This is a genomic window from Arthrobacter sp. R3-55 (genome assembly GCF_054161505.1).
The window spans coordinates 1,795,896-1,809,576 of the sequence record NZ_CP096423.1 but is presented as its reverse complement, the minus strand read 5'-3'; the positions used below and the strand labels follow the sequence as shown (position 1 = coordinate 1,809,576).

The following is a 13,681-nucleotide window of genomic DNA, read 5'->3' as shown; positions in this document are numbered from 1 at the left end:
TCCAACCGGCTTGAGGGGACAAGAGTGGCAAGCAGCAAAATGCGGCGCCTGAGCGTACAGATCGGAGCTGCCCTGGCGGTTTTGGGGCTGGCAGCGTGTACAGGAACACCTGGCCCTGCACCGGCTTCCCCGTCCACCAGCACCGCTCCCGTGGAGCCCACCGCCACTTTCAACTTCGGTACGGCTTCCATGCCCTTGGGGCTTGATCCCGCCATGACCGCCGATTCCGAGTCCTACCGCGTGACCCGCCAGGTCCTCGAGGGACTGGTCGGTGTGGATGGTGCCACGGGTGAGACCACTCCCCTGCTGGCTACGGAGTGGAAAGACAGCAACAACGGGCTCAGCTACGATTTCAAGCTTCGCTCCGAAGTAACCTTCCATGACGGCACGCCCCTGGATGCTGCGGCTGTCTGCGCAAACTTCAACCGCTGGTTCACCTTCCCCGCCGCGCTCCGGAAACAAGCCCCTGGAATCTCATTCCAAGGGGTCTTCAAGGCCTACTCGGACGAACCGGTGTTCTCCATCTTCAAAGACTGCAAAGTAGTCTCGGCCAACGACGTCCAAATCAACCTGACCCGACCCTTCACGGGATTCTTGCAGGCGTTGACCCTCCCCTCCTTTGCCATCTCCTCTCCCACCGCCCTTGAGGCCCAAAAAGCGAACGTGCTGGACCAAACCCTCAATGGCCAGGCTGTGTCCGCCTATGCCAGCCACCCTGTGGGAACAGGTCCCTTTGCCTTCAGCGCATGGGATGGGAACAAACTCAGCCTCACCAGCTTCAAGGGTTATTGGGGCAACAGGGGCCAGATCGCCACCATCAACTTCATTCCCTATGATCGGGCCGAAACGCGGCAGCAGGCCCTCCTGGACGGCAAGATTGACGCCTACGACCTCGTGACCCCCGGAACCTTTGACCAACTGGTCAAAAAGGGTGTCCAGATCATCCAGCGCGACCCGTTCTCCGTGATGTACCTCGGGATCAACCAGGCCGTGGCACCCTTGGAGAAACTCGAGGTCCGCCAAGCGATTGAAATGGCGGTCGACAAGGAAACGTTGATCCGACGCTTCTTCATCGACAACACCGCACAAGCCTCACAGTTTGTGCCGCCCAAGCTCAGCGGCTTCAACAACAATGCTCCGTCCTTGGGATACAACCCGGAGAAGGCCAAGGAGTTGTTGGAAAAGGCCGGCTACAAGGGCGAGGAAATCAAGTTCTACTATCCCCTGAACGCCACCCGCGCCTATATGCCCACACCCGAGAAGATCTACGCTGAGATCAGCCGCCAGTTGGTAGCCGTGGGCTTCAACATCAAGCCGGTGCCCGTGGACTGGGAGGGCGGCTACCTGCAACGGGTTCAATCGGCGGGAGATCGAGGCCTGCACCTTCTGGGCTGGAACGGCTCCTATGCCGACGCCGACAACTTCCTGGGGCCGCTGTTCGGCGAAACCCGGGCAGAGTTCGGATACGCCGATTCCGAGGTCTTCCACAAGATTGAGCGGGCACGGGCCATGCCCGATGGAGATGACCGCAACGCCCAGTACCAGGCCATCAACGCAGAGATCGCCGCCTCGGTTCCAGCCGTGCCGATTGCCTTCCCCATCTCTGCGTTGGCGCTGTCCAACAAGGTCGAAAGCTACCCGGCCTCACCGGTCCTCAACGAAGTTTTCACGAACGTCCGCTTAAAGCCTTGACGATTGGCCGCAATTTCAGTATTAGGTCTGCGCGGGGATATTCTGTGACAGCCAGTGCCGCCGCTAACGGAGATTGATCGTGACCTTCATTTCCAAGACTCAACATGCCGACGTCGTCCTTATTGGCGGCGGAATCATGAGCGCCACCCTTGGTGCGTTCATCAAGCAACTCGAACCCACCTGGACCATCTCCCTGTTCGAACGACTCGACGAAGCGGGACTCGAGAGTTCCGGACCGTGGAACAACGCCGGCACCGGACATGCTGCGCTGTGTGAGCTTAACTACTCCCCCGCAGCCAAGGACGGCTCCGTGGACCCTTCCAAGGCCCTCCACATCAACGAGCAATTCCAGCTTTCGCGCCAGTTTTGGTCCCATTTGGTGGACAGCCAGGTCATCGGCTCCCCCAAAGGCTTCATCAACACCGTCCCGCACATGAGTTTCGTCATCGGCGAGGACCATGCAAACTTCCTCAAGACCCGCTACGAGGCACTGAAGCCCAACACGCTGTTCCGGAGCATGGAATACACCGAGGACCAGGACCGGATTGCCAAGTGGGCTCCCCTGATCGTCAAGGGACGGGACCGCAAGCAGCGGGTTGCCGCTACCCGCGCGGCTGAAGGCACCGACGTCGACTTCGGCGCCCTGACGCGTGAGCTCACAACCTACTTGCAGGACAGTGGCGCCGAGGTCAACTACGGCCACGACGTCACCAACATCAACCGTGCAGCAGGTGGCGGATGGGATCTGTCCATCAAGCACCCCAAGTCCGGCGAACACGGCCGCATTCATGCCAAGTTCGTCTTCGTGGGAGCGGGTGGCGGCGCCCTGCACCTGCTTCAGGCATCCGGCATTCCCGAGAGCAAGGGCTACGGCGGCTTCCCGGTCTCAGGCCAGTTCTTCCGCTGCACGGATGACGCCATCACCTCCCAGCACAGTGCCAAGGTGTACGGGCAGGCATCCGTGGGAGCGCCTCCCATGTCCGTTCCGCACCTGGATACCCGCTACGTGGACGGCAAGCGCTCCCTGCTGTTCGGCCCGTACGCCGGATTCTCCACCAACTTCCTGAAGACCTCCAGCTACCTGGACCTTCCGCTGTCCATCCGACCCGGAAACATCATTCCCATGTTGGCCGTGGCCAAGGACAACATGGACCTCACCGCCTACCTCATCAAAGAGGTTGCCAAGCGGCACGAGGCCAAGGTTGAAGCGCTCCGGGAGTACTACCCTGAGGCAGCCGGCGATAACTGGGAACTGATCACCGCCGGCCAGCGTGTACAAATCATCAAGAAGCACCCTCAGAAGGGTGGCGTCCTGCAGTTCGGCACCGAAGTCATTGCTTCGCGCGATGGTTCCATTGGCGCACTGCTGGGGGCCTCACCGGGAGCCTCCACGGCTGTGCCGATCATGATCGAATTGCTCCAGAAGTCCTTCCCCAAGAACTTCAAGGGCTGGCAGTCCAAGCTCAAGGACATGATGCCGGGCTACGGCGTCAAGCTCAACGAGAACCCTGAGCTCGCTGCCGAACTGGAAGCAAGCACCGCGCGTTCCCTGCAACTTGAAGTGGCCAACGCCGTCCAAAGCTAGGCCATACCCGGGGCTGCGGCCGGTTCCCGTCAGACGAATCGTTTCGTAGACCCTGGGAGTCAATGCAATGTTCCGCCTGGCCAAGCTTTCTCTGGGAAACCGGGCCCTGATCGCGCTGATCACCGTCTTTGCGGCGGTGTTCGGCGTGATCACCATGGGATCCCTGAAGCAGGAACTCATACCATCCATCGAGTTCCCGCAGATCACTGTGGTGACGTCCATGCCGGGAGCTTCCCCGGAGGTCGTTGACAAGCAGTTGAGCCAGCCCCTGGAAACAGCACTGAACAGTGTTGAGGGCCTGGAGTCCACCACATCGACGTCCCGCAACGGTGTTTCGCAGATCACCATGGTGTTCACGTACGGGTCCAACCTGGACCGGGCACGGAACCAGATCGACCGCGCCATCTCCAACGCCAAGCGGGTGCTGCCCGCCGACGTCGAGCCCCAATCCATTGCCGGGAACATCAGCGACTTTCCCATCGTCTACCTGGCCGTGTCCTCTGACAAACCACTCAGCGAACTCAACGCCGATCTCCTGCGGCTGAGCGTTCCCCGGCTCCAGAAGATCGACGGCGTCCGCGGCGCCGACGTCACTGGCGGAGCCAGCCAGCACATCCTGATCCAACCCCGTCCGGCAGATCTGGCCACCAGCGGCGCGTCCATCCAAACCATCAGCAACGCGTTGAAGAACAACGGCACGCTGGTCCCCGTAGGCACCATTGAGGACCAGGGCAAGACGCTGTCCCTCCAGCTCGGTAGTCCCGTGGATTCCCTGGACATCATCAAGGGGCTTCCCTTGGCCGGTGCCAAGAACGCTGCCACCATCGGGGCTGTAGCTGACGTCAGCATCGAGGACGACGCCGCCACCTCCATCACGCGCACCAACGGAAAGCCCACGCTGGCGTTGTCCGTGACCAAGAAGCCTGAGGGAGATACGGTCGCGATTTCGCATGCCGTGCGCGATGCGATCGGACCCATGCAGGACGAACTCGGCAACAACGCAACCTTCACGCCGGTCTTCGACCAAGCCCCTTTCATCGAGAAGTCCATCAAGGACCTCACCACGGAAGGACTCCTTGGCCTGGGCTTCGCGGTGGCGGTCATCCTGGTGTTCCTGATGTCCGTACGGTCCACCTTGGTGACCGCGGTTTCCATTCCGCTGTCCCTGCTGATCACGTTCATCGGCATCTCCGCCACCGGCTATTCCTTGAACATCCTCACACTGGGCGCCTTGACCATCGCGATCGGGCGGGTGGTGGATGACTCCATCGTGGTGATCGAGAACATCAAGCGACACCTCAGTTACGGTGAAGCCAAGCTCACCGCCATCCTGACCTCCATCAGGGAGGTTGCCGGCGCCATCACGGCTTCTACACTGACCACAGTTGCCGTCTTCCTGCCTATCGCCTTTGTGGGAGACCTCGCCGGAGAACTGTTCCGTCCCTTCGCGCTCACAGTGACAATCGCATTGTCGTCCTCACTGTTGGTTTCACTCACGATTGTCCCCGTGCTGGCCTACTGGTTCCTGGCCTCCCCGACAAAGGGCGCCGAAGCTCCTGCTTCCACCCGGGAAGCGGCAGCAAAGGCCCGGGAAGCCGAGCAAAAGAGCAGGCTCCAGCGCGGCTACCTGCCGATCCTCGCGAAAACACAGAAGCACCCGGTTATCACGTTGTCAGCTGCCGCCCTGATCCTTGTGGCCACCGTCGCCGTTTCACCGCTCCTGGCCACCGACCTGCTGGGCCGCTCAGGCGAAAACAGCATGACGGTGCGCCAAGTCCTTCCAGCCGGGACCAGCCTGCAGGCCACCAGCGATGAGGCAGCCAAGATCGAGGATTCCCTCAAGGGCATCAACGGCATCAAAGACGTGCAGGTCACCTCCGGAAACGCCCAGACGGGCTTTGCTGCACTGACATCCACCGGTTCATCCAACTCGACGTTCACCATTGTCACCGACGAGAAAGTGAACCAAACCAAGCTCCAGGATGAGGTCCGGTCCAAGCTCGAAGGCGCCGCGGGGAAGGTCACCGTCGGATCCCAGCAAGGCGGCTTCGGCACGTCCTCAACGGTGGACATCACCATCCGGGCTGCGAATTCAGCCGATCTCCAAACTGCCAGCGACGCCTTGGTGAAGGCAATGGAGGGAGTGCCGGGCAGTTCCGAGGTGGCTACGAACCTTGCATCGAAGCAGTCGGTGGTCCAAGTCCGTGTTGACCGCGCCAAGGCTGTTGCTGCCGGCTTGACGGAGGAACAGGTGGGAGCATTCCTTGCCTCGACTGTCAGCCCCATCCCTGCCGGCACCATCAGGATCGATACCAACGACTATCCCGTTCAGATCGGTGAGGGCACACGCTTCACCAGCATCGCCTCGGTCCGTGCGCTTCAACTCCCCACAGCACGTGGCGGAGTGGCGCTGGAGTCCATCGCCGCCGTCGAACAGGTTGACACGCCTGTCTCCATCACCAGCAGCAACGGTCAGCGGACAGCACGGGTGACGGTGACGCCGTCGGGTTCCAACCTCGGCAGCGTGAGCACCGCAGTCCAGGAGCGCTTGGCGTCAGTGGAGCTTCCGGCCGGAGTCACTGCCACGATCGGAGGGGCTACTACCCAGCAGGCGGAGTCCTTCCGACAATTGGGCCTGGCCTTGCTGGCAGCCATCGCGATCGTATATGTGATCATGGTGGCAGCGTTCAAGTCGCTCATCCAGCCGTTGATCCTGCTGGTATCGGTTCCTTTCGCCGCTACGGGCGCAGTGGGCTTGCTTCTGGTGACCGGTGTTCCCCTGGGCCTGCCCTCGCTGATCGGCATGCTGATGCTGGTGGGCATCGTGGTGACCAACGCCATTGTGCTGATCGACCTCATCAACCAGTACCGCAAACCCCATGACGGCAGCCCGGGCATGAACGTGGCGGACGCCATCACGCACGGGGCGCGCCAGCGGCTCCGCCCCATCTTGATGACGGCGTTGGCCACTGTGTTCGCGCTGACTCCCATGGCCTTGGGACTCACTGGCGGCGGCGGCTTCATCTCACAGCCCCTGGCCATCGTGGTGATCGGCGGGCTGGTCTCCTCCACTGCATTGACCTTGGTGCTGGTCCCTGTCCTCTACAAACTGGTGGAGGGACGCAGGGAGAAGAAGGACCTGCTCAAAGCCCTGCAGGACAAGCCGGCAACCACGTCCGGAAATGGCGCCTCCGACGGCCACGGCGGCAGTGCGGCCAGCAGTACCTCCGATGAGTTCCAGGATTGGACCACCGGCATGATTCCCCGGGTCAAGGGCCGCCGCGCTGCCCATAATCCCAGCGAATAGCAGCCACCTCCGAAAGACTCCATAGGACAGGGCAGGGCCGGGAACAATTCCCGGCCCTGCCCTGTTACAGGTATCGATACATGCAAATGCATCTAGTTTGAGGTACACTATTGAAAGAGCCCGGGACCTCGGGCAGGGAGAAAGGCACATCATGCAGATCGGCGTATTCAGCGTCAGTGACATCACCACTGACCCCACCACAGGCCGCACGCCTACGGAGAACGAACGCATCAAGGCCTCCGTCTCGATCGCCAAAAAAGTTGAAGAAATCGGCATGGATGTCTACGCCCTTGGCGAGCACCACAACCGGCCGTTCTTCTCCTCCTCCCCCACCACCACGCTGGCCTACATCGCAGCCCAGACCGAGCGCATCACGCTCTCCACGGCCACCACGCTGATCACCACCAATGATCCAGTGAAGATTGCCGAAGACTTTGCGATGCTGCAGCACCTCTCCGACGGCCGCGTGGACCTGGTTCTTGGCCGTGGCAATACCGCGCCGGTCTACCCGTGGTTTGGCAAGAACATCCAGGACGGCGTAGAGCTCGCCATTGAAAACTACAGCCTGCTGCGCAAGCTGTGGGATGAGGACACCGTCAACTGGTCCGGTAAGTTCCGCACACCGCTGCAGAACTTTACCTCCACGCCACGCCCGCTCGACGGCGTCGCTCCGTTCGTCTGGCACGGTTCCATCCGCACGCCCCAGATCGCGGAAGTTGCCGCGTACTTCGGTGATGGCTTCTTTGCCAACAACATCTTCTGGCCCAAGGAGCACTACCAGCAGCTGATCGGGCTCTACCGCGAGCGTTACGAGCACTACGGACACGGCAAGGCAGACCAGGCAATCGTGGGCCTTGGCGGTCAGTTCTTCATGAGGAAGAACTCCCAGGACGCGGTGAAGGAATTCCGCCCGTACTTCGACAACGCACCGGTCTACGGACACGGACCGTCCTTGGAAGACTTCACCTCCCAGACTCCGTTGACCGTGGGAAGCCCCCAGGAAGTCATCGAAAAGACGCTGACTTTCCGTGAGGCCTTCGGCGACTACCAGCGCCAACTGTTCCTGATCGACCACGCCGGTCTTCCCTTGAAAACCGTCCTGGAGCAGTTGGACCTCTTCGGAGAGGAAGTCCTTCCCGTCCTCCGCAAGGAATACGCTGCCATGAAGCCGGCCCATGTACCTGATGCTCCCACCCACGCGTCCCGCGTGGCCGCGGCACTGGAGGAAAAGGTCAGCGAATCCGCTACTGCAGGTGCCGCGGGGCAGGACGCCTGATGTCCGGTCCAACGGGCGCGGCATCCTCCGCCGTTCGCCTCGCCGCCGAAACCTGGGAGTCGCTGTTCCGCTCCCAGGTGGCGGTGATGCGGAAACTTCAGTCAGGTCCGGCTTTCAAGACCCTGCCCGTCAAGGAATACGACGTCCTTTTCACGTTGTCCAAGTGCCCTTCCGGCCAGCTCCGGCTCAATGAGATCAATGACAAGGTTCTGCTGAGCCAGTCGAGCCTGAGCCGTTTGGTGGATCGCCTGGAGAAGCGCGGCTTGGTGGAGCGGACAGCAGCTCCCGACGACGGCCGCGGAGTACTGCTCTCACTCACCGAAGCAGGCAGCGAGCTTCAAAAGGCCATTGGACGCGAACACGTGCGGGACATCGCGCACTTGGTGGGACCCGCGCTCACACCCGAGGAGCAGCGCGAACTGCTCCGGCTGACCGAAAAACTGCGCGCGTCCGTGGCGGGACACTAACGAAGGCTGACGAGCTCCCGTAGATCCTCTACCGGGAGCTCGCCATTGATAGAGGCACTGACCTTGAGGGTCTTCAGGGTCAGGCTGCCACCCACTGTGGAGAGGAACGCCGTGTCCGAGGAATCCCGTCCAGCGGTGATCCTCAGCATGGATTCGCGCGGTGCCAGTCCCGTGGGATCGATAATGTACCAGGCTCCGTCAATCCAGGCTTCGGCCACGGCATGGAAATCCATGGGGCTCAAACCCGGAGCGTAGACAGCCGCGAGCCGGGCAGGAATGTCCTTGGCCCTCAACAGGGCGATCGCCAGATGGGCAAAATCGCGGCACACTCCCTTGCGGTGGAGCAACGTTTCCACGGCACCATCAGTACCCCTCGACGAACCGCTGACGTAGCGAAGTTCGCCGTTGACCCAGTCGCGGACCGCCTGGAGCAGCTCAGCTCCCTGCAAGGAGCCGAATTCGGCATAGGAAGTAGGCAACAGCCTGTCGGACTCCGCGTACCTGCTGGGCCGGACGTAGCGGATCAATTCCATGGGAGTGGACGTTTCCGTAAGGCCGACGCCGTGGACGGTGGCCTGATACTCCACGGTCACTTCACTGGGCTCCGTGAACTCCAGGTAATGGAAGCGGCCGCCATGGTGGTCGCTGAGTTCGGCAAACGGAAGCTGGTCACCCCCTGAGGTGATGGACAGGGTTTCGGCTACTGAGTGGTAGCCGGTATTCCGGGCCACGGCTATGGCCATGGCCACTTTGGTGTTGGCTGCGGTCTTGAAAACGAGCGTGGCAGCAACGTTGCGTTCCATTAATCTCCGGGTGTGTTGCGGCGGGCAGCCCCCAGGCCGCCGTATGTGTGAACCGGTCAATCGCAGGACTACTGATTGACCTTCAGAGACAGTAGCATCCGCTGGACATTGGCGAATTCAGAACCGTGGACCGCGTACTTTGCGGCCAGGTCCAGAGTGTCGAAGGACTTGGCCGGAGCCACCTTCTCATCGGCAGCAAAGGCGTGCAGGACGGGGATATCCCCAAAGGAAACATCGCCCTTTCCGGCCGGTCCCAGCACCCGGTTCCGGAGCTCGCAGGACCGCCCGTCAGCCCCTGCCACCATGTTGGTGATGCCATAGGAGCCGAAGAACTTGTAGCCCTGGATCACGCGAAAAACCACCCGCGGATCAATCGTATCCGGACCGTCCGAATGCGGGACATCCAAGGGTACGCTGCTGATCACCACGTAGGGCCGCCCCTCTCCGTTGGGGCAATCGGCCTGCGGGGACGGAGGCAGGCCGGTCTGGAGGGTGGCAACGTACTTTCCCGTGCCGTCCTTGACCTCCACCTTTATTGCGCCCGCCAAAGATCCCGCCTCGGGAGGCGCCGACTGGGCAATCCAATCCTTGGGAAGATCGAAACTGACTGTTTTGGCCGGGTCCGTATAGGTCTTCCACGAAAGCGCCGTTGCTGCGGCACCCGGGGTGGCACTGGCTGCATCCGAAGAAGCCGGATCGGAAGAAGAAGGTGCGGTTGAATCCGAGCCCGTTGTTGCCGATGGTGAGCCATCAGCGGCGCCAGGTTCCGGCGTCGTGCTTTCTGCGGGTTTGCCGGTTCCCGACTCTGAACTGTTGGGCTTGGATGACACCGTCGAGGTGACCTGGGGTCCCTTGTTTTCAGCTGAACAGGCTGACGCTGCGGCGAGCACCGTAGCTGCCAGCGCCAAGGCAGCGAGCTTCACCGGGACGCACGTCAGGTTCATGATGCCCTTCATGACCACAGCCTATAGGCGGCAATACCGCGACACGCACAGGGTTAGGCTGAGGGTATGGCTCCCGATCAGCAGGACTTCCTCGAGGACGACAATCCCACCATCTCCGCAGTTGACATAGCCGACTGGCGTTTGCGGACGTTCGCCCTCTACGACAAAGTGCGTCAACTTGCAGCCACCAACCCGTTCGATGCCCACGTTTTCTGGCGTCAGGAACGGGACCTGATGTTCGCCACCCATCCGGCGTCCGCACTGACGTCGGACATGAAAGCCTCCTTCTCAGGACTCCGCACGGCCGGGTACGACCCCGCTTTCCGCAGATATGCCGTGTTGTCCCCGGACGGGTCCGGGCAGGAAATGAACGTTGAGACAGGCACCGACGGCGTAGTGCCGTTCGTGCGTATCGGCACTTTCGAACTGGCCGGCATGGGCTCATTGGCCGTTTGGCGGCTGCGGAGTTACGGCGGCGGGATCTTTGTTCCGTTCCGGGACGCTACCGCTGGAAAGGATGGCGGAAGCTACGGGGCAGGCCGCTACTTGCTGGACACGGTGAAGGGTTCATTCCACGGGACCAGAAGCTCGTCCGGGGAACAGGAATTCATCCTGGACTTCAATTTTGCCTACAATCCGTCCTGCGCCTACAACGAAGCCTGGGCATGCCCTTTGGCGGGGCCGGACAACCGTCTGGCCACGGACGTGCCCGTGGGCGAGCTGTACTTGGGTTAGCCGAACAACCCACCGGGGCCGGCAACCGCGAGCGCCGCGATGGCTGCCAATATAGTCAGTGGAGCGACAATCAAGCCGAATACCGCGTAGCCCTTCCACTTGATCAGCACGTTCATGCGGACCAACCGATCGTGCCACAGCAGGGTAGCCAGCGAAGCCCACGGCGTGATCAGGGGTCCTGCATTGACGCCCACCAAGAGCGCGGCCATCCGCTCCGGATTTCCCGCCAAGGGTTCGGCTACCAGATAGGCCGGGAGGTTGTTCACTACGTTGGAGCCCAGGGCACCCGTCATGGCCAGCCTGAGCAGTTCAACGAACCCGCTTCCCTGGCCTGCCACCTGTCCCAGCAGCACTGAGGCACCGAGGTATTGGGTGGCTTCGACCACCAGGAACAATCCGCAAGTGAACAGCAGCAATGACCAGGGAATCAGCGTCAGCTTCAGTACCTTGGGCCGCCGGATAAGGAACATGAGAGCCAGGATCACGGCTGCCGCGGTGGCCGGAATCCAAATGGCGACCCCGGACACCAACGCGGGCAGGAGCAACACCAGGACCACTGCGCTGAGCACCAGCAGCGAGGTGTCCGTGGCAGTTGCAGCGGAAGGTGTGTCGACAGGCCGCGCAGCAGCAGGCGCATAGCTTTTGCGCAGTTCACGCCGGAACACGACGGCGATGAATGCCAGGGGAACCAGCACGGCAGCCAGCGAGGGCGCCCACATCAGCTGGGCAAACTGCGCCGGGCTGATGCCGCCGAGGCTATGCTGCGCCAACAAATTGGTCAGGTTGGAGATCGGGAGCAAGAGGCTGGCCGTATTGGCCAGCCACGCCGTGGTCAGGGCGAAGGGCAGGACGGGGAGGCCCGCCTGGCGGGCCACCGTTACCACCACGGGGGTCAACAGCACCGCCGTCGTATCCAACGACAGGAAGACTGTGCTTAGAACGGCGAACAAGGCCAGGAGCAGCCACAGGAGCACGCCCCTTCCACGGCCCCAACGGCGCAGATGCCGGGCGATCCACTGAAAGGTGCCGGCTTCGCTGACGAGCTCGGTCACCACGGTCATGGCCACGACAAACCCCAGGATGGGTGCCACCCGATCCACCAGCACCGCTACTTCCTGCCATGGCAGGACCCCCGTGGCAACGGTGACACCGCCCGCCACGAGGAGAACCAGTCCGATGATCGCCAGCCGCATGAATCGGATTCTAAGCCCGGGGCCTGGGTTTCTCCCCCAGGCCGCAGACCGTCACAGGACCGTAAGCAATGGACCACCTGTGGCGAGGGCTGGAAGCCTAGCCTTGAACCATGAACCGATTACGGAGTTTCATCCGATCGCACCGGCCCCTCACTGCCACTGTGGGGGCGCTGTTGGTGGTGGCCGTGGTGGTGGGGGCTGCCCTCTTCCAACCGTGGCGCCTGTTCACCAGCAGCAACGTCAACGAATCCCTGCCGGCTGTTGAGATCGCGGCGGGCTCCTCCTCATCCGGCGGTGCGGCGGGTGAGGCACCGACCGAAACCGCCCAAACGCCCTCCAGCGAAAGCCTGCCCACCCAAACCCCCTCCAGCCAAGCCAAGGTTACTGGGCCGGTAATCCTGGGTACCGGGGCCTTCCAGTCCCAGGAGCATGAAACCAGCGGTACCGCACAACTCTTGGCACTCCCCGACGGCAGCCACATCCTCCGGCTTGAGAATTTGGCCAGCAGCGACGGACCTGACGTAAAGGTATGGCTCAGCAGCCTCAAGGCCGGCGGTGACTGGTTCAAGTACCGTTCAGGGCGGTACGTGGACCTGGGCGCCATCAAGGCCACTCATGGGAACCACAACTACGCCATTCCCGCCGGCACCGACATCACGGGACTGACGTCGGTTGTGCTGTGGTGTGATCGCTTCAGCGTTGCTTTCGGATCTGCCCCGCTTACCTGACGCGTTGCGGGGCCCACTCTTCGCGCCAAGGCTCTGCCACGGGAAGTAAAGCGGGCCCCGCAACGCAGGGCACCTACCAAAGAGGACGTAGGATGTCATCATGACCTCTCGCCTCCCTCGTCGTATTGCCCGCGTCCGACCCGCCTCACCGCAGTCCCCGGATGAGCATTTCTTCGTGGCCAATGACGCGGCGGACTTCAGTTCCGATGCTGCCCGGGAGTGGACGGTCATTGATTCGCCGTTCCCGTCCTCGCGGGCCAACACTTCCAGCCCGGCCAGAGACGGCTGGGAGACCGGCAACGCAGTCACCCAGGACTCCTTTACGTTCTTGGCTCCCACCGTCCCCGTCAACGTCTTTGGAATGGCACACAACACCGGGCAACCTGGCCGTGACCTGCCACCCCAGGCCTTCCACAAGGCGGCTTCGAGCGTGATCGGCCCCGGCGAGGCAATCGAGTTGGACTCCACCGTGGGCTACGTCGATCCCGAAGCGGAACTGACGGTCGTCGTCGGACGCCCTGCACGGGGCTTGACGCTGGAAACGGCACGTTCGGCGATTCTCGGCTACACCATCGGCAACGACGTCTCGGCAAGGGATCTGCAGAAGACGGACGAGCTCTGGATCAGCGCTAAAAGCCAGGACACCTTCACACCGGCCGGGCCTTGGATGGTCACGGATCTTGACGACTCGAACCTGGAAATCGGGATCGTGCACAACGGCAATGAACTGAAGACCGCCAGTTCCGCCGACCTGGGCTGGAAAGTGGATGAGATCCTGGTTTACCTGTCCTCCTTCATGACCCTTCAGCCCGGCGATCTTGTACTGACAGGCTTCCCCGCCGAATGTGCCCGAATCCAACCCGGCGACACCGTGGTGTGCCGCGTTGAAGGAATCGGTGAGCTCAGCAACCCCGTCACCACCGCTTCCTGGGAGGAGCAGCGGCCGTAGTG

At 62.0% G+C, this 13,681-nt stretch carries 11 protein-coding genes; 8 read left to right on the top strand and 3 right to left on the bottom strand.

The features are described from left to right. Positions 1-24 precede the first annotated feature (24 nt). The 5 genes from M1D51_RS08460 to M1D51_RS08440 all read left to right on the top strand — a co-directional run bounded on the left by M1D51_RS08460 (position 25) and on the right by M1D51_RS08440 (position 8,327). Positions 25-1,692, top strand: coding sequence for an ABC transporter substrate-binding protein (locus M1D51_RS08460; RefSeq protein ID WP_458109199.1), 1,668 nt, complete (start codon positions 25-27; stop codon positions 1,690-1,692). Between the two features lie 79 nt (positions 1,693-1,771). Continuing rightward, positions 1,772-3,277, top strand: a complete 1,506-nt coding sequence (locus M1D51_RS08455) for a malate:quinone oxidoreductase (RefSeq protein ID WP_458109198.1) — start codon at positions 1,772-1,774, stop codon at positions 3,275-3,277. A gap of 67 nt (positions 3,278-3,344) precedes the next feature. Then, entirely contained in the window at positions 3,345-6,584 is a 3,240-nt protein-coding gene (locus M1D51_RS08450; protein WP_458109197.1) for an efflux RND transporter permease subunit, read from the top strand. A gap of 151 nt (positions 6,585-6,735) precedes the next feature. Then, positions 6,736-7,860, top strand: coding sequence for an LLM class flavin-dependent oxidoreductase (locus M1D51_RS08445; protein WP_458109196.1), 1,125 nt, complete (start codon positions 6,736-6,738; stop codon positions 7,858-7,860). After that, entirely contained in the window at positions 7,860-8,327 is a 468-nt protein-coding gene (locus M1D51_RS08440; protein ID WP_172326280.1) for a MarR family winged helix-turn-helix transcriptional regulator, read from the top strand. The genes M1D51_RS08445 and M1D51_RS08440 overlap by 1 nt, the downstream gene beginning before the upstream one ends. On the opposite strand, the gene M1D51_RS08435 is transcribed toward M1D51_RS08440, so the two are convergent. Both M1D51_RS08435 and M1D51_RS08430 read right to left on the bottom strand, forming a co-directional pair. Continuing rightward, positions 8,324-9,130 carry a transglutaminase-like domain-containing protein gene (locus M1D51_RS08435; RefSeq protein ID WP_458109195.1) on the bottom strand — a complete coding sequence of 269 codons (807 nt, stop codon included), beginning with the start codon at positions 9,128-9,130 and terminating at the stop codon, positions 8,324-8,326. The genes M1D51_RS08440 and M1D51_RS08435 overlap by 4 nt on opposite strands. 68 nt (positions 9,131-9,198) lie before the next feature. Further along, on the bottom strand, positions 9,199-10,086 hold the full coding sequence (locus M1D51_RS08430) for a hypothetical protein (RefSeq protein ID WP_458109194.1): 888 nt from the start codon (positions 10,084-10,086) through the stop codon (positions 9,199-9,201). Between the two features lie 54 nt (positions 10,087-10,140). On the opposite strand from M1D51_RS08430, the gene M1D51_RS08425 reads away from it, so the two are divergent. After that, entirely contained in the window at positions 10,141-10,809 is a 669-nt protein-coding gene (locus M1D51_RS08425) for a DUF1684 domain-containing protein (RefSeq protein ID WP_458109193.1), read from the top strand. Here M1D51_RS08425 and M1D51_RS08420 read toward each other — a convergent pair. After that, a complete protein-coding gene (locus M1D51_RS08420) occupies positions 10,806-12,002 on the bottom strand; it encodes an SLC13 family permease (RefSeq protein WP_458109192.1) in 1,197 nt (398 codons plus the stop codon). The genes M1D51_RS08425 and M1D51_RS08420 overlap by 4 nt on opposite strands. Before the next feature lie 110 nt (positions 12,003-12,112). Between M1D51_RS08420 and M1D51_RS08415 the strand changes: the two genes are divergently transcribed. Together M1D51_RS08415 and M1D51_RS08410 are read left to right on the top strand one after the other, a co-directional pair. Beyond that, the gene (locus M1D51_RS08415) at positions 12,113-12,730 is read left to right on the top strand and encodes a DM13 domain-containing protein (RefSeq protein WP_458109191.1); all 618 of its coding nucleotides are present in this window, start codon (positions 12,113-12,115) and stop codon (positions 12,728-12,730) included. A gap of 100 nt (positions 12,731-12,830) precedes the next feature. Then, the gene (locus M1D51_RS08410) at positions 12,831-13,679 is read left to right on the top strand and encodes a fumarylacetoacetate hydrolase family protein (protein WP_172325955.1); all 849 of its coding nucleotides are present in this window, start codon (positions 12,831-12,833) and stop codon (positions 13,677-13,679) included. Positions 13,680-13,681: the final 2 nt, after the last annotated feature.

Excerpts from the sequence above, each read along its gene's own strand:
- M1D51_RS08420 (WP_458109192.1), bottom strand. The coding sequence starts at position 12,002 with ATGCGGCTGGCGATCATCGGACTGGTTCTCCTCGTGGCGGGCGGTGTC.
- M1D51_RS08445 (WP_458109196.1), top strand. The coding sequence starts at position 6,736 with ATGCAGATCGGCGTATTCAGCGTCAGTGACATCACCACTGACCCCACC.
- M1D51_RS08440 (WP_172326280.1), top strand. The coding sequence starts at position 7,860 with ATGTCCGGTCCAACGGGCGCGGCATCCTCCGCCGTTCGCCTCGCCGCC.
- M1D51_RS08450 (WP_458109197.1), top strand. The coding sequence starts at position 3,345 with ATGTTCCGCCTGGCCAAGCTTTCTCTGGGAAACCGGGCCCTGATCGCG.
- M1D51_RS08415 (WP_458109191.1), top strand. The coding sequence starts at position 12,113 with ATGAACCGATTACGGAGTTTCATCCGATCGCACCGGCCCCTCACTGCC.
- M1D51_RS08435 (WP_458109195.1), bottom strand. The coding sequence starts at position 9,130 with ATGGAACGCAACGTTGCTGCCACGCTCGTTTTCAAGACCGCAGCCAAC.
- M1D51_RS08430 (WP_458109194.1), bottom strand. The coding sequence starts at position 10,086 with ATGAAGGGCATCATGAACCTGACGTGCGTCCCGGTGAAGCTCGCTGCC.
- M1D51_RS08425 (WP_458109193.1), top strand. The coding sequence starts at position 10,141 with ATGGCTCCCGATCAGCAGGACTTCCTCGAGGACGACAATCCCACCATC.
- M1D51_RS08410 (WP_172325955.1), top strand. The coding sequence starts at position 12,831 with ATGACCTCTCGCCTCCCTCGTCGTATTGCCCGCGTCCGACCCGCCTCA.